This window comes from Planosporangium spinosum (assembly GCF_049999945.1).
In the GTDB taxonomy this organism is placed as follows: domain Bacteria; phylum Actinomycetota; class Actinomycetes; order Mycobacteriales; family Micromonosporaceae; genus Planosporangium; species Planosporangium spinosum.
Genome location: NZ_JBLYUB010000004.1, coordinates 26789 through 42182, shown reverse-complemented (window position 1 = coordinate 42182; position 15394 = coordinate 26789). Strand labels below are relative to the sequence as shown.

The following is a 15394-nucleotide window of genomic DNA, read 5'->3' as shown; positions in this document are numbered from 1 at the left end:
CATGCCGGAGATGCCGCTATTGACAGTGGACCGGTTAAGTTGTTGGCTCGACAGAAGTTTATCGATGTCTATCGGTGAGGAGCGGCCATGAACCGTCCGGGCGCGGCCCGTACCGCACTGGTCACGGCGATCGCCGGACTGCTCGCCCTGGCCGGCGCGCTGGCGCTGCCAACCGCGCCGGCCAGCGGTACCGGCGCGGCGAGATGGGTCACCGGCTGGGCCGCGAGCCCCGTCGCCGGCACCGAGATCCCGTGGTCGACCTGCCCGGCCGGCAGCGGACTGCGCGACCAGACCGTGCGCAACGTGGTCTTCCTGAGCACCGGAGGCGACGCGGTACGGATCCGGCTGACCAACACCTTCGGCACCCGGGCGGTCCACATCGGACGCACCACGGTCGCGGTGCGGTCGTCGGGCGCGGACGCGGTACCCGGCACGATGCGCACGTTGACCTTCGGCGGCCGGCCGGACGTCACGATCCCCGCCGGCGCGCAGGTATTCAGCGACCCCACCGCCCTGGCCGTGACCGGACTGGGCACACTGCTGGTCAGCGTGTACGTACCGGAGGCGACCGGACCGGTGACGAACCATCCGTTCACCGCACAGGGCAACTACCTCGGCGGCGGCGACCTGACCGGCGCGGTGACCGGCGGCGGGTACGGCTCCACGCCGTGCTGGATGTTCGTCGACGGCGTCGACGTCCGCGCCCCGCACCGGGTCGTGGGTACCGTCGTGGCCCTCGGAGACTCGATCACCGACACCAGCGCCACCACCGGCGACGCCAACCAGCGCTGGCCCGACCACCTGGCCCGCCGACTGGTCGCCCGGCGCGGCCCCACCCTGTCGGTGGCCAACGCGGGACTGGGCGGCAACCGCCTGCTCGCCCCGCGCGACGGTGAGGCCTACTACGGCGTGCCCGCCCTGGCCCGGCTGGACCGGGACGTCTTCGCCCAGACCGGTGCCCGTGACGTGATCGTCCACATCGGCGTCAACGACATCGGGTTCGACGCGACGGCCGACGAGATCATCGCGGGCTACCGGCAGGTCGTCGTGCAGACCCACGCCCAGGGACTACGGGTACACGGCTCCACCATCGCCCCGTTCGGCGGGTCCTTCCTGGATGCCCCGGCGCGGGTCGCCGTGCGCGACGCGGTCAACGCATGGGTACGCACCAGCGGCGTCTTCGACAGCGTCGTCGACGTCGACCGGGCACTGGCCGACCCGGCCCGGCCGGGGGCGCTGCGCCCGGCCTACGACAGCGGCGACCACCTGCACCCGAATGACGCCGGCTGCCGGGCCATCGCGGACGCGGTCGACCTGACGGCGCTGCTGCGCGACTGAACCGGACCTCCCGGCGCCGGGGCGATGGTGGCCACCCCGGCGCCGGGTCACGGACGGTCAGGCCGTCTCGGTGATCGGGCGGTCCACCCAGCTCATCATGTCGCGCAGCTTCTTGCCGGTGACCTCGATCGGGTGCGCGGTACCCTGCTCGCGGTACTTGGTCAGCAGCGGCCGGCCCGCGTCGTCGTCGGAGATGAGCTCCCGGGTGAACTCACCCGACTGGATCTCCGAGAGAATCTTGCGCATCTCCTCCTTGGTCTGCGCGTTGACCACGCGCGGACCGCGGGTGTAGTCACCGAACTCGGCGGTGTCGGAGATGCTGTAGCGCATCCGCTGGATGCCGCCCTCGTACATGAGGTCGACGATCAGCTTCAGCTCGTGCAGGCACTCGAAGTACGCGATCTCCGGGGCGTACCCGGCCTCGGTGAGCACCTCGAAGCCGGTCTGCACCAGCGCCGCCGCGCCACCGCAGAGCACCGCCTGCTCACCGAACAGGTCGGTCTCCGTCTCCTCCTTGAACGTGGTCTTGATCGCGCCGGCCCGGGTGCCGCCGATCGCCTTGGCGTACGCCAGCGCGAGCGCGAAGGCGTTGCCGGTGGCGTCCTGCTCCACGGCGACCAGGCAGGGCACGCCCTTGCCGTCGACGAACTGGCGGCGCACCAGGTGGCCGGGGCCCTTGGGGGCGACCATGGCGACGTCGACGTCGGCCGGGGGCTCGATCAGCCCGTACCGGATGTTGAGGCCGTGGCCGAAGAACAGCGCCTTGCCCGCGGTCAGCGACGGGGCGATGGACTCGGAGTAGATCTTGCGCTGGGCGGTGTCCGGAGCCAGGATCATGATCACGTCGGCCTCGGCGGCCGCCTCGGCCGGGGTCACGACCCGCAGCCCCTGTTCCTCGGCCTTGGCCCGGCTCTTCGAGCCCTCGGGCAGGCCGACCCGGACGTCGACGCCGGAGTCGCGCAGCGACAGCGCGTGCGCGTGACCCTGACTGCCGTACCCGATGACCGCCACCTTGCGGCCCTGGATCACCGACAGGTCGGCGTCGTCGTCGTAGTACACCTCGGCGGTCATGTCTTTCCTTTCAGCTAGCGGCCCGGAGGGCTGGTCCCGTGGTGATCGACCGCGAACCGCGACCGATCGCGACCATGCCGGACTGCACCATTTCCTTGATCCCGTACGGCTCCAGATCGCGGATCAACGCGTCCAGCTTCTCGGCCGTGCCGGTGGCTTCAATCGTCAGCGCGTCGGGGGCGACGTCGACCACGCGCGCGCGGAACAGTTGTACGGTCTCGAGCACCTGCGACCGGACCGGCCGGTCGGCACGCACCTTGATCAGCACCAGCTCCCGCTGTACCGATGCATTGTGCTCCAGCTCAACGATCTTCAGCACGTTGACCAGCTTGTTGAGCTGTTTGGTCACCTGCTCCAGCGGGGACGCCTCGGCGTTCAGCACGATGGTGATCCGGGAGACCTCGGGGTTCTCGGTCTCCCCCACCGCGAGCGAGTCGATGTTGAAGGCGCGCCGGGAGAACAGCCCCGCGACCCGCGCCAGGACGCCCGGCTTGTTCTCGACGAGAACCGACAGGGTGTGCGTGGTCATGCCGCTGCCTCGCTTCGCTCGTCACCGGCATGAGCCACCGATGGACCGTGCTCCATGATTCGCTCACTACGCTCGCTCATGCCGCTGCCTCGCTTCGCTCGTCACCGGCATGAGCCACCGATGGACCGTGCTCCATGATTCGCTCACTACGCTCGCTCATGTCAGACATCGTCCTCGTCGAAGCGCGGCCGCACGCCGCGGGCGAACATGATCTCGTCGTTGCTGGTGCCGGCCGCGACCATCGGCCACACCATCGCGTCCTTGCCGACCACGAAGTCGATGACCACCGGCTGGTCGGTCACGGCCATCGCGGCGGCGATCGTGTTGTCCAGGTCGGAGACGGTCTCGCAGCGCAGCCCCACGCAGCCGAGCGCCTCGGCCAGCTTCACGAAGTCGGGAATGCGGTGCTTGTGGGTCCCCAGGTCGGTGTTGGAGTAACGCTCGTCATAGAAGAGCGTCTGCCACTGCCGCACCATGCCCAGGTTGCCGTTGTTGATCACGGCTACCTTGATCGGGATGCCCTCCAGGGCGCAGGTGGCCAGCTCCTGGTTGGTCATCTGGAAGCAGCCGTCGCCGTCGATGGCCCACACGGTCTTGTCCGGCGCGCCGGCCTTGGCGCCCATCGCGGCCGGCACGGCGTACCCCATCGTGCCGAGACCGCCGGAGTTGAGCCACGTCCCCGGGTTCTCGTACGAGATGAACTGGGCGGCCCACATCTGGTGCTGCCCCACGCCCGCGACGTAGATCGCGTCCGGCCCGGCCAGCTCGCCCAGGCGCTTGATCACCTGCTGCGGGGCGAGGGTGCCGTCCGACGGCTCCTCCCAGCCCAGCGGGTACCGATCGCGCAGGTCGTCGAGCTGGCTCCACCACTCGGACAGGTCGGCCTTGCGCCCGGCGGCGTACTCCGTGCCGACCGCGGTGATCAGCTCGTCGATGACGTACCGGGCGTCACCGACGATCGGCACGTCGGCCGCGCGGTTCTTGCCGATCTCGGCCGGGTCGATGTCGGCGTGGACGATCGTCGCGCCGGGCGCGAACGAGTCGAGCTTGCCGGTGACCCGGTCGTCGAAGCGGGCGCCCAGCGCCACGATCAGGTCGGCACGCTGCAGCCCGTACACCGCCGAGACGGTCCCGTGCATGCCGGGCATGCCCAGGTGCTGCCGGTGCGAGTCGGGGAACGCGCCGCGGGCCATCAGCGTGGTCACCACCGGCACGCCGGTCAGCTCGGCCAGCTTGCGCAGGCTGGCCGAGGCGCCCGCCTTCAGCACGCCGCCACCGACGTAGAGCACCGGCCGCTTGGCCGCGGCGATCAGGCGCGCCGCCTCGCGGATCTGCTTGCCGTGCGGATGCAGCGTCGGGTGGTACCCGGGCAGTTCCAGCGTGGGCGGCCAACTGAACATGGTCTGGCCCTGCAGCACGTCCTTGGGGATGTCGACCAGGACCGGGCCCGGGCGGCCGGTACTGGCGAGATGGAACGCCTCGGCCAGGATGCGCGGCAGCTCCTCGCCGGTCTGGACCAGGTAGTTGTGCTTGGTGACCGGCAGCGTGATGCCCTGGATGTCGGCTTCCTGGAACGCGTCGGTACCGATCGCGCTCTTGGCCACCTGGCCGGTGATCGCGACCATGGGCACCGAGTCCATGTACGCGTCGGCGATCGGGGTCACCAGGTTGGTCGCGCCCGGTCCGGACGTGGCCATGCAGACCCCGACCCGGCCGGTGGCCTGCGCGTACCCGGTCGCCGCGTGGCCCGCGCCCTGCTCGTGGCGGACCAGGATGTGGCGCACCTTCTGCGAGTCGAACAGCGGGTCGTACGCCGGCAGGATCGCGCCGCCCGGGATGCCGAAGACTACGTCCACGCCGAGTTCCTCGAGCGAACGGACGAGTGCACTGGCACCGCTCATCGGCCCCTCGGTGATCTGCGCCACCTGGTGGGACGGTGCGGATGCGGCGGGGGCAGCAGTTCGGTGGGCGAGGACTTCTGGCGTTGGTCTGCTCATCGGATCGCCTTCGGGTTGGACGGGTTGGGCTCGCGAGTACGCGGGGGCAGGGGGGCGAGGGCATTAAAAAAGCCCGCGTGCGGGGTGCACGGGGGCTAGCGCGTCGACAAACGAGGTCGGCGCGCTAGGTGACAAGTACTCGGCGAGACCAGGTCGACATGGCGCTAACTCTGCCTCATCTCACGCCCTGAGTCAACCGATCCCACGTTTTGGACCTTGGTCGCGTCGTCCGAGTCGACGTCACGCCCGCCTGGCGACCCTACTGCGGCGCGAAACAACACCTCCACCCGCTCCGCCGGCATGGGGCGACCGAACAGGTCACCCTGGGCGTACCGACAGCCGGCATCCTCCAGTACCTTCCGCTGCCCGGCCTCGGTGATCCCCTCCGCCACCACGTCGAGGCCGAGCCGGTTGCCGAGCTGGACCACCACATCCGCCAGCGGCGGGGCGAACCGCACCGACCCGGTACCGGTGGGGGCGATGAGCGTCCGGTCGATCTTGAGGATGTCGACCGGCAGCGTACGTAGCTGCCCCAGCGACGAGTACCCGGAGCCGAAGTCGTCGAGCGCCACCCGTACCCCGGCGGCGCGCAGCGCGGTGAGCCGGTCGACCACCTGCTGCACGTCCTGCGCCACGGCGTGCTCGGTGATCTCGACGACCAGGCGCTCCGGCGGCACCCGGTGGCCACGCAGCAGCTGCCCGAGCCGGGTGGCGTACTCCGGGTCGTGCAGCTCCCGGGGTGAGACGTTGACCGTCAGGTAGACGTCGTGGCCGTCGGCGATCCAGCGGGAGAGCTGGTGACATGCCTCGTGCAGCACGAACTCGCCCAGCCGGTCGATCAGACCGGACTCCTCGGCCAGCGGGATGAACTCGTCCGGCCCGACCGTACCCAGCCGGGGATGGTGCCAGCGCAGCAGCGTCTCCACCCCGGTCACCCGGCCGTCCGGCAGGTGCACCACCGGCTGGTACACCAGCATCAGCTCACCGCGGTCGGCGGCGCCGCGCAGCTCGTGCTCAAGTTCGGTACGCCGGCGCAGCCACTGGTCGTACGCCAGGTCGTACTGCTCGACGCGCTGCTTTCCGCGCTGCTTGGCGAAGCGCAGGGCGACGTCCGCGTTGCGCATCAGCCCCTCGATCGAGTCGGCGGTCGCGCAGCCGGCCAGGCCGATGCTCGCCGACAGGAACACCGAGCCGGCCTCCACCTCGTACGGCCGGCACAGCACCGCCAGCAGGCGCTCGGCGACCGCCGTCGCCTCGGTCGCCCGGGCCCACATCAGCACCTCGAACTCGTCGCCGCCCACCCGTACGGCGAGATCGCCCGGCCGTACGTTGCCCCGCAGCCGCGCAGCGACCTCGACCAGCACCGCGTCGCCGACGTCGTGCCCCCGGCTGTCGTTGATGTTCTTAAACCCGTCCAGGTCGATCGCCAGCAGTACGCACGGCGGCCCGCCCACCGCCTCCTCCTGGAGGGTGTTGAGCAGCCGACGCCGGTTGGCCAGCCCGGTCAGCGGGTCGGTGTAGGCCATCTCGCGGAAGTGCCGCTCGCTCTGCGCCAGCCGCTCGGTGGTACGGCGCAGATCGGTACGGGCGAGCGCCTGCTGCGCGGCGAGCGCTCCGCCGATGATCATCGCGGTGGCGATGCTGACCTGGTCGATCGAGCCGCTGAGGAACAACAGGTGGATCACGCAGGCCGCGGCCGCCAGCCCGACCAGCCCGAGGGAGACCGCGAGCCCGTCGTGGGTCGCCTCGGCCGCCCGCCCGCCCGGCTGCCGCCGGGGCGGTGCCGCCCGGACCGTCTTCGCCAGGACCACCCCGCCGACCGCGTACCCCGCCGCTGCGACCAGCGTGAACGCACCATGCTGGAAGTAGACCGCGACCGGCAGCCCGGCCCCGAACAGGCACGGCACCGCGGTGACCAGGCACAGCCGCTGGACCGGGCGTGACTTGAGTGCCACCGCCGCGAGGATCCCTAGCGCGACGAGGCCGACCAGGACCGGGCCGGCGGCGACCGCGCAGGATGCCTGGAGGCGCAGCGGGACGGCGGTGCCCAGGTGGTACCGGTGCAGCGGCTCGATCAGCAGCACCCACCCGGCGTAGAACACGCTGGTGGCGATCACCAGGCCGTCCAGGACGTGCCGCAGCAGGCCACGGCGACCGCCCGTCACTCCGAGCACGCCGAGCACGCCGACCAGGACAAGCAGCGTCGACAACGCGGTCCCGACCGCCGCCTCGCCGGCCATCCGGGTCGGCGACCCTCCACCGGTCACGGCCGCGTCGACCGCGACGGCCACCAGACCGAGCGCACCCGCCCCGAACGCGGCGGCGAGGAGCGGGCGGGTGCCGCGGTCACCCGTGGACCGCCCGGGCCTGAGCAGAACGATCACGCAGCACCCGGCCGCGACGACGGATGCCGTCGCAGCGAGGGCGAGATCGTAGATGACAGGCACGAACTCCACTGTGCCCCACTGGCCGGGATTCTGTCCCACCTCCATCGCTCATTCGTGGCTCACTGGTCATTTACGTGACATCCGGCCGCCGGTGCGGCGGATGTGGTACGCCGGCGGCGGATCACGGACGCCGGCAGGAGGACCGGTACGCCGGCGGGAGGACCGGGAATGTCCCGCGTCGTGGACTTCACGTGCCCTTGGCCTCCCCGGTCGGCGGAAGCGGTGCCAGACTGGTGCGCATGCCCGAACTGAGGTCGAAGACATCCACCCACGGTCGAAACATGGCCGGCGCGCGCGCCCTGTGGCGTGCCACCGGGATGACCGACGACGACTTCGGCAAGCCGATCGTCGCCGTCGCCAACAGCTTCACCCAGTTCGTACCCGGGCACGTACACCTCAAAGACCTCGGCCAGCTCGTCGCCGGGGCGGTCGCCGAGGCCGGCGGCGTGGCCAAGGAGTTCAACACGATCGCCGTCGACGACGGCATCGCCATGGGACACGGCGGCATGCTCTACTCGCTGCCCAGCCGCGAGTTGATCGCCGACTCGGTCGAGTACATGGTCAACGCGCACTGCGCGGACGCTCTGGTCTGCATCTCCAACTGCGACAAGATCACGCCCGGCATGCTGATGGCGGCGCTGCGGCTCAACATCCCCACCGTGTTCGTCTCCGGCGGCCCGATGGAGGCCGGCAAGACGGTCGCGATCGAGGGCATCGTCCACTCCAAGATCGACCTGATCGACGCGATGATCGCCTCGGCCAACGACGCGGTGAGCGACGACCAGCTCGGCCAGATCGAACGCTCCGCCTGCCCCACCTGCGGGTCGTGCTCCGGCATGTTCACGGCCAACTCCATGAACTGCCTCACCGAGGCGATCGGCCTGTCACTGCCCGGCAACGGCTCGACCCTCGCGACCCACGCGGCGCGGCGGGACCTGTTCGTCACCGCCGGGCGGACCGTGGTCGACCTGGCCCGCCGCTACTACCGCGACGACGACGCCTCGGTCCTGCCCCACGCCATCGCCTCCCGCGAGGCGTTCGAGAACGCGATGGCCCTCGACGTCGCCATGGGCGGCTCGACCAACACGGTGCTGCACCTGCTCGCCGCTGCCCGGGAAGCCGGGATGGACTTCTCGGTCGCCGACATCGACGCCGTCTCCCGCCGGGTGCCCTGCCTGGCCAAGGTCGCGCCCAACAGCCCCAAATACCACATGGAGGACGTGCACCGGGCCGGCGGCATCCCGGCCATCCTCGGTGAGCTCAACCGGGCCGGGCTGCTGCACAAGCACGTCCACTCGGTGCACGCCGACTCGCTCGACTCCTGGCTGGCGGACTGGGACGTGCGCGGTGGCGCCGCGAAGCCGGAGGCGATCGAACTGTTCCACGCCGCACCCGGTGGGGTCCGCACCACCGAACCGTTCTCCACGGAGAACCGCTGGTCGAGCCTTGACACCGACGCCGCCGAGGGCTGCATCCGGGACCTCGAGCACGCGTACTCGGCCGACGGTGGCCTGGCGGTCCTGTTCGGCAACCTGGCGCCCGACGGCTGCGTCGTGAAGACCGCCGGCGTTCCGGAGGACTGCCTCACCTTCCGCGGCCCGGCCCGGGTCTTCGAGTCCCAGGAGGACGCGGTCTCCGGCATCCTCAACGGCTCCGTCACGGCCGGGAACGTCGTGGTCATCCGGTACGAGGGCCCGCGCGGTGGCCCCGGCATGCAGGAGATGCTCTACCCGACGTCGTTCCTCAAGGGCCGAGGGCTGGGCCGGGCCTGCGCACTGATCACCGACGGGCGGTTCTCCGGCGGCACCTCAGGGCTGTCCATCGGGCACATCTCCCCCGAGGCGGCCAGCGGCGGCGTGATCGCGCTGGTCGAGGAGGGCGACGAGATCGCCATCGACATCCCCGCCCGGTCGCTGGTACTGAACGTGCCCGACGACGTCCTCGAGACGCGCCGGACGGCCCAGGAGAAGCGGGACCGCCCGTACACGCCGGTGGACCGGCAGCGCCCCGTCTCGGCGGCGCTGCGGGCGTACGCCTCGATGGCGACCAGCGCCAGCGACGGCGCGTACCGGCAGGTTCCCGACTGACGTATCCGCGCCACGGGCCGGCGAACCGGTTCGCCGGCCCGTGGCGGTCACCGGGCAGCCGTGCCAGCGGGCCGCGTCGGGCAGCACCAGACGAAGACACCACGGATCATTGCCCCGCCTGAGTGTCCCCGGCGTGGCCCAGGGTCTGCAGGGGCGCCGGTTCGAAGATCGGCAGGTGCTCACCGAGCCGTTCGGCGAGCCCCACGTCCAGCCGGTACGGCTCGGCGCCCAGGAAGTCCTCCGCCACCGCCGGGAACTGGTCGGCGGTGACCACCCGTACGCCGCCGGCCGGCGGGATGTCGACCGCCACCGCGTCGCCGGGACGGTCGCTGGCAGGGTGGACCACGAGGAAGCCGGTCACCTCCGCCGCGGATCCGACCCGCTCGGCCCAGGTGTGGACGTCGGCCAGCACGCCGGTGAGATCCTGACGGCCAGGGGCGAACGGGCGGCCGTCGCGGTGGACCTCCCCCGCCTCCGTGACGGTGTACATGCCGCGCGGCCACACCGTGGCGCGCACCAGCGCCGCCCGCCGGCCGGCGGTGACGAGATGCGGGCAGGAACCGTCGGTGAGTTGGAAGAACCGCGCCGCCGGCACGGACTCCAGCGCGTCGATCCGGGGCTCCGCGTCGGGTACGTCGGCGCTTCCCCACCATCGCCGGCCCTCCAGTGCGGCCCGCACCCGCATCCGTGCCGCCCGGCCCGACTCCACGCCGGTGGCGAGGCCGTACGCGACGAGCAGCGGAACGGCGTAGAGCGCGTTCCACCCGACCAGCCGTAGGCCGCCCAGTACGTCGGACAGCTCCGCCGGGGCCTGGCCGCCGGTGGCCAGGCCCCACGCCACCGCTCCGACCAGGACCGGTACCAGCCCGATCACCGGACGGCCGCGCAGCCCCAGCGCCAACACCCCGACGCCTGCCGCCAGGGCGGCGAGGCCCCACAGCGGATCGAACCGGACCACGCCGTACGCCACGACCGCCAGCCAGCCGACCGCGACGGCGGCCGTCAGCGCGACCCGACCCGCGATGCCCGGCTGTACCCGCGCACGCCGGCCCGGACGGGACAGCGTGCGGCGCCCCGACCCGGCCGGCCTGGTGTGCTCCGACACCGGCATGGAGTGGTCCGGTGGCGTGGTGGACTCGTGCGGTGCGGCGGGCTCACCAGGCGCGGCTGGCTCCGTCCAGGCGGAGGACCCCGATGGTGCGGCAGGCGCCACGATGCCGGAGGGCTCCGGCCACGCGGCAGGCGTCGGCGCGACGACGGGTTCAGGCGATGTGCCGTGCCGGAACGGCTCATCCCGCGCGAACCGCGCGTCAGGCCCGGGCGGCCCGTCCCGGTCCAGCCGTGCTCCGGGCCTGAACGACCAGCCTGGCTCCCACCGTGTGTCGGGACCGGCCGACTCGTCCGGCTCCAGCCGCACGTCAGCACCCGACGATGCGGTCCGCGCCGGCGGCGCCTCCGGTTCCATCGGCGCGGACCGGCCCGGCGGTGGCGCGGCGGGCTCCGGGTGCAGCGGCCAGGCCGGCGGCGCCTCCGGCTGGTCCGTCGTCGGCTCTGCCGGCGTGTCGACCGGTGAGTGGTCGCGAGTGCCGCGCAGATAGGACCAGTACTCCTCCTCGCCGAGTTCCTCGGTCGGTGGCGGCGGTTCCTCCCGGAGCGCCGACCGGCTCAGGTCACGCCAGCGGAAACGGGCGCGGCGTGGTCTCGCCCCGCCCGCCGCACCGTCCTCGGGGACAGCAGGGTCAGCATCGCCGTTCCAGCTCTCTCCGCTACTCACCCCCGCTACCTTGTCAGCCGCCCGCAACCGAGGGCAACACCAGGACCTCCGCACCGGGTGCCACCGGGGTGGCCAGGCCCGACATCGTCCGACATTCTTCTCCGTCGATGTATACGTTGACGTAGCGGCGCAGTTGGCCGCGTTCGTCGCAGATCCGCCGGGCGAGCCGGGGCCAGCGCGCGGCGAGTTCCTCGACGACGGCGTTCAGCGTGCCGTCGGACTGCACCGACAGGCGGGCGGCGCCGCCGGCTTCGGCCCGCAGCACTCCGGGAAGCAGAACGGTGACCACTACACCACCGCCGCCCGTACGCACAGGACGTCGGGCAGGTGCGCGGCGACCCGCTGCCAGGTGTCGCCTTCGTCGGCGCTGGCGTACACCTCACCGGAGCGGGTCCCGAAGTAGATTCCGGCCGGGTCGGCGTCGTCGGCACCCATCGCGTCGCGCAGCACGGCCGGGTAGAACGGCTCAGTGGGCAGCCCCTCCGTCAACGCCGTCCAGGTCGCACCGGCGTCCTCGCTGCGGTAGACCCGGCAGCGGAAGTCCGGCGGGTACCGGTGCGCGTCGGCGACCAGCGGGAAGGTGTAGACCACGCCCGGCCGGTGCGGGTGGACCAGGATCGTGAAGCCGAAGTCGCTGGGCAGCCCGTCGGCGATCGACTGCCAGCTCACGCCGGCGTCGTCGGACCGGTAGACGCCGTGGTGGTTCTGCAGGAACAACTGGTCCGGGCGGTCAGGGTGGCGGGCCACCTTGTGCACGCACTGCCCGAACTCCGGGAACGGATCCGGCAGGAAGTACGCCTTGACACCGGTGTTGCTCGGCGCCCACGTGGCACCCGCGTCGGTGGTCCGGTAGACCCCACCGGTCGACATGGCCACCAGCACGGTGGCGGTGTCGTGCGGGTGCGGCAGGATCGTGTGGATGGCCTGGCCGCCGAAGCCGCCCTCCCACTCCGGCCGGTGCGGGTGCTCCCACAAGCCGCGGACCAGGTCGAACGTGACTCCCCCGTCGTCCGACACGAACAGCGCCGACGGCTGGGTACCGGCATAGACGCGTCCGGGCTGGCTCGCCGGCCCCGGAGTGAGCTGCCAGACCCGCTCCAGCGCCACGCCGGTGTCGGCGGGGAAGGCGACCGGCGCCGTCTCCGGCTCCCGCCACGATTCGCCCAGATCGTCGCTGACGGCGACGGTGGGGCCGAAGTGCGAGCTGCTGACCCCCGCCAGCAACCGTGGTGAACCACCGCGGGTGTCGACCGCCACCGCATACACCGCGGTCATGGGGAAGTGCGGGCCGGACACGTCCCAGCTCTTGCGGTCATCCTCGCTGCGGGCCAGGAACAACCCCTTGCCGGTGCCGATCGCGATCAACGCCGTCATCGTCTGGACCCTTCCACGCTGCCTGTGATCTGGACCACGACAGTATGGTCCGGGCCACCGACAATTCCGGCCCTGGTGTGAGAGACCCGCCCGGTCGGATGGGACGATGGCCGGGTGCGCCCTCACAAGTTCCGGTACAACGCGGCGATCACCGTCGCGGCCGTCGTCGCCTTCTTCGGCGCCGTGCCGCTGGCCACCTCGCGCCTGTACCTGCTGCCGATCGCGCTGGTACCGATCCTCGTCGGGGTGTGGGGCTGGCGGGCCGGCACCGACGTCACCTCGGCGGGGCTGCGCATCCGCGCCCTGTTCGGCTCACGGTTCATCCCGTGGTCGCACGTCACCGCGCTGGTGCCGGCGGGTCGCCGGGGGGCCTACGCGGTCCTGACCACCGGCCGGCAGGTCCGGCTGCCCGCCGTCGGCGCCGACGACCTGGCGACCTTCGCCGACGAGGCGGACAGTCTCCCGTCCGACAGCGCGCGCCGGTAGCCGTCAGTAGCCGTCGGTCACCACGTTCTCCAGCGGCCGCCCGGCGGCCAGCCGCCGCAACTGGTCGCCGACGAGCCGGTACGCGCGCGGCAGCAGGCCGCGTACCGATCCACCGACGTGCGGCGTGAGCAGGAAGTTCGGCATCTCCCACAGCGGGTGGTCAGCCGGTAGCGGCTCGGGGTCGGTGACGTCCACGGCAGCGCCGATCCGGCCGGTCGCCAGCTCGGCCGTCAGCGCGCCGGTGTCCACGACCGGACCGCGGGCGGCGTTGACCAGCAGCGCGCCGTCGGGCATCGCGGCGAGGAACGCGGCGTCGACCAGGCCGGTGGTCTCCCGCGTGAGCGGCACGACGAGCACCACCACCTCGGCGTGCGGCAGCAGCCGGGGCAGCTCGTCGACGCCGTGCACGCCCTTGCGGGCGGTACGGGCGACCAGCGTCAGCGACACCTCGAACGGCTCCAGCCGGCGGGCGATCGCCGTACCGATCGAGCCGGCACCCACGATGAGCACGCGCTTGCCGGCCAGTTCGTCGGTCGGCCCGTACGCCCACTCCCGCCGCTGCTGGGCGCGCACGAAGGCCGGCAGGTTGCGCAGGTACGCGAGCAGGGTCGTGACGACCCACTCCGACGTCGACGAGTCGTGGACGCCGCGCGCGTCGCAGAGCGTCACCCCGTCCGGTACCCGGTCGGCCCAGGCGTCCGCGCCGGCCGACAGCAGTTGCACGGTGCGCAGCCCGGGCATCTTCTGGAGCAGGCCGGATGTATCACCGGTCGACAGGAACGGCGGGGTCCAGAACTCGACGGTCGCGGGGTCGGACGGCGGCGCGTCGTCGGTACCGGTGAACACCTCGAGCGTCGTACCCTCGGGCAGCTCGCCGATCAGGGACCGGCCGATCTCATGGGGGATCCACATCTTCACGGATACGACCGTATCGGCCACGGACGCGACCGTGTCGGACCGCCCGACGGCCCCACGGGTGGAGAGCAGCGCGGCCCGTTCCGCCGGATCACCGGAAGCAATCCCCGCGGGTCGAATCACCGGAAGCAATCCCGGCGGGCCCCATTAGGCTGGACGGCGTGATCGCCTCCGCCCCGCGGCGTCCCGTCGACCGCGGTTGCCCGTCCCGAGTCGCGGCCGCTGTCCGCGCGGTGGCTGGTGCGCTGGTCGCGGGCCTGGTAGCCACGGGCTGCTCGTTCGGACCGCCGCCACCCGACGAGGCCGGCTCGCCGCCGAAGCTGCCCACCCCCTCGACCTCGGCCAGCGCCACCACCGGCGATCTGGGCGTGGTCACGACGATCCTGGCCAAGCGCCTGGAGGTGCCGTGGGCGATCGGGTTCCTGCCCGACGGCACGGCGCTGGTCACCGAGCGCAACAGCCGGAGGCTACTCAAGGTCGGGCCCGAGGGCGGCGCCGACGGTCTCACGGTCTCCCCGGTCCAGACCGTCGAGGAGGCGACGCCCAGGGGTGAGGGCGGCCTGCTCGGCGTCGCCGTCTCCCCCGGGTACGCCACGGACAAGACCATCTTCGTGTACTACACGACGGCGACCGACAACCGCATCGCCAGGCTGACCCTCGGTGGCACGCCGGAGCCGATCGTGACCGGCATCCCGGCGGCGGCCAACCACGACGGCGGGGGGCTCGCGTTCGGCCCGGACGGGTTCCTCTACGCCGGCACCGGCGACGCCGGCCAGCGCACCAGCGCCCAGGACCCGAACAGCCTCGGCGGGAAGATCCTCCGGATGACCCCCGACGGCAAGCCCGCCCCCGGAAACCCGTTCAACAACCTGGTCTATTCGTACGGCCACCGCAACGTCCAGGGGCTGGCCTGGGACTCGGCGAAGCGCCTGTACGCCACCGAGTACGGCCAGGACACCTGGGACGAGATCAACGTCATCGAGGCGGGCAAGAACTACGGCTGGCCTTTGGCGGAGGGTGCGGCGCGCGACCCCCGCTTCGTCGACCCGATCGTGCAGTGGAAGCCGTCCGATGCGTCCTGTTCGGGCGCGGCCATGGTCGCGGACCGGATCCTGGTGGCGGCGTGCCTGAAGGGCCAGCGACTGTGGCTGACCCAGTTCACCGCGAACGGTGCGCTGTTCGGTGCGCCGACGCCGCTGCTGGTCGGGGCGTACGGCCGGCTGCGCGCCGCGACCCTGGCGCCGGACGGCTCACTGTGGATCTCCACGTCCAACCGCGACGGCCGCGGCAACCCCAAACCGGATGATGATCGGATCATCAGAATTGTCATCTCCGGTGCAGGTGGAGCCGATCGTAGCTGAGTGTCGGGCACTATA

Annotated in this window: 12 protein-coding genes; 4 read left to right on the top strand and 8 right to left on the bottom strand. The window is 71.8% G+C overall.

The window, feature by feature from the left end:
* Positions 1–87: 87 nt before the first annotated feature.
* Positions 88–1338 (top strand): SGNH/GDSL hydrolase family protein, encoded by a 1251-nt coding sequence (locus ACNTMW_RS06855; RefSeq protein ID WP_426632560.1) that lies wholly within the window; start codon positions 88–90, stop codon positions 1336–1338.
* Between the two features lie 57 nt (positions 1339–1395).
* Here ACNTMW_RS06855 and ilvC read toward each other — a convergent pair whose 3' ends face one another.
* From ilvC to ACNTMW_RS06835, 4 genes are all read right to left on the bottom strand, one after another.
* On the bottom strand, positions 1396–2409 hold the full coding sequence (gene ilvC / locus ACNTMW_RS06850; protein ID WP_426632559.1) for a ketol-acid reductoisomerase: 1014 nt from the start codon (positions 2407–2409) through the stop codon (positions 1396–1398).
* Positions 2410–2419: 10 nt separating this feature from the next.
* Entirely contained in the window at positions 2420–2938 is a 519-nt protein-coding gene (gene ilvN, locus ACNTMW_RS06845) for an acetolactate synthase small subunit (RefSeq protein WP_426632558.1), read from the bottom strand.
* Positions 2939–3099: 161 nt separating this feature from the next.
* Positions 3100–4935 (bottom strand): acetolactate synthase large subunit, encoded by a 1836-nt coding sequence (locus ACNTMW_RS06840; RefSeq protein WP_426632557.1) that lies wholly within the window; start codon positions 4933–4935, stop codon positions 3100–3102.
* A 164-nt stretch (positions 4936–5099) separates the two neighbouring features.
* Positions 5100–7382 carry a putative bifunctional diguanylate cyclase/phosphodiesterase gene (locus ACNTMW_RS06835; RefSeq protein WP_426632556.1) on the bottom strand — a complete coding sequence of 761 codons (2283 nt, stop codon included), beginning with the start codon at positions 7380–7382 and terminating at the stop codon, positions 5100–5102.
* Between the two features lie 239 nt (positions 7383–7621).
* On the opposite strand from ACNTMW_RS06835, the gene ilvD reads away from it, so the two are divergent.
* The gene (gene ilvD / locus ACNTMW_RS06830) at positions 7622–9469 is read left to right on the top strand and encodes a dihydroxy-acid dehydratase (protein WP_426632555.1); all 1848 of its coding nucleotides are present in this window, start codon (positions 7622–7624) and stop codon (positions 9467–9469) included.
* A 106-nt stretch (positions 9470–9575) separates the two neighbouring features.
* On the opposite strand, the gene ACNTMW_RS06825 is transcribed toward ilvD, so the two are convergent.
* From ACNTMW_RS06825 to ACNTMW_RS06815, 3 genes are all read right to left on the bottom strand, one after another.
* Complete coding sequence (locus ACNTMW_RS06825; RefSeq protein WP_426632554.1) at positions 9576–10580, bottom strand: hypothetical protein; 1005 nt, start codon at positions 10578–10580, stop codon at positions 9576–9578.
* A gap of 676 nt (positions 10581–11256) precedes the next feature.
* A complete protein-coding gene (locus tag ACNTMW_RS06820; protein ID WP_426632553.1) occupies positions 11257–11532 on the bottom strand; it encodes a MoaD/ThiS family protein in 276 nt (91 codons plus the stop codon).
* On the bottom strand, positions 11532–12617 hold the full coding sequence (locus tag ACNTMW_RS06815) for a WD40/YVTN/BNR-like repeat-containing protein (RefSeq protein ID WP_426632552.1): 1086 nt from the start codon (positions 12615–12617) through the stop codon (positions 11532–11534). The genes ACNTMW_RS06820 and ACNTMW_RS06815 overlap by 1 nt, the downstream gene beginning before the upstream one ends.
* A 114-nt stretch (positions 12618–12731) precedes the next feature.
* Between ACNTMW_RS06815 and ACNTMW_RS06810 the strand changes: the two genes are divergently transcribed.
* Positions 12732–13103, top strand: a complete 372-nt coding sequence (locus ACNTMW_RS06810; RefSeq protein WP_426632551.1) for a PH domain-containing protein — start codon at positions 12732–12734, stop codon at positions 13101–13103.
* A 3-nt stretch (positions 13104–13106) separates the two neighbouring features.
* On the opposite strand, the gene ACNTMW_RS06805 is transcribed toward ACNTMW_RS06810, so the two are convergent.
* The gene (locus ACNTMW_RS06805; protein ID WP_426632550.1) at positions 13107–14021 is read right to left on the bottom strand and encodes a 2-hydroxyacid dehydrogenase; all 915 of its coding nucleotides are present in this window, start codon (positions 14019–14021) and stop codon (positions 13107–13109) included.
* Positions 14022–14182: 161 nt separating this feature from the next.
* On the opposite strand from ACNTMW_RS06805, the gene ACNTMW_RS06800 reads away from it, so the two are divergent.
* Complete coding sequence (locus ACNTMW_RS06800; RefSeq protein WP_426632843.1) at positions 14183–15379, top strand: PQQ-dependent sugar dehydrogenase; 1197 nt, start codon at positions 14183–14185, stop codon at positions 15377–15379.
* The last annotated feature ends 15 nt before the right edge of the window (positions 15380–15394 follow it).

Bases quoted from the DNA above. Each gene is read 5' to 3' on its own strand.
- ACNTMW_RS06855 (WP_426632560.1), top strand. From the start codon at position 88: ATGAACCGTCCGGGCGCGGCCCGTACCGCACTGGTCACGGCGATCGCC.
- ilvC (WP_426632559.1), bottom strand. From the start codon at position 2,409: ATGACCGCCGAGGTGTACTACGACGACGACGCCGACCTGTCGGTGATC.
- ilvN (WP_426632558.1), bottom strand. From the start codon at position 2,938: ATGACCACGCACACCCTGTCGGTTCTCGTCGAGAACAAGCCGGGCGTC.
- ACNTMW_RS06840 (WP_426632557.1), bottom strand. From the start codon at position 4,935: ATGAGCAGACCAACGCCAGAAGTCCTCGCCCACCGAACTGCTGCCCCC.
- ilvD (WP_426632555.1), top strand. From the start codon at position 7,622: ATGCCCGAACTGAGGTCGAAGACATCCACCCACGGTCGAAACATGGCC.
- ACNTMW_RS06825 (WP_426632554.1), bottom strand. From the start codon at position 10,580: ATGCCGGTGTCGGAGCACACCAGGCCGGCCGGGTCGGGGCGCCGCACG.
- ACNTMW_RS06815 (WP_426632552.1), bottom strand. From the start codon at position 12,617: ATGACGGCGTTGATCGCGATCGGCACCGGCAAGGGGTTGTTCCTGGCC.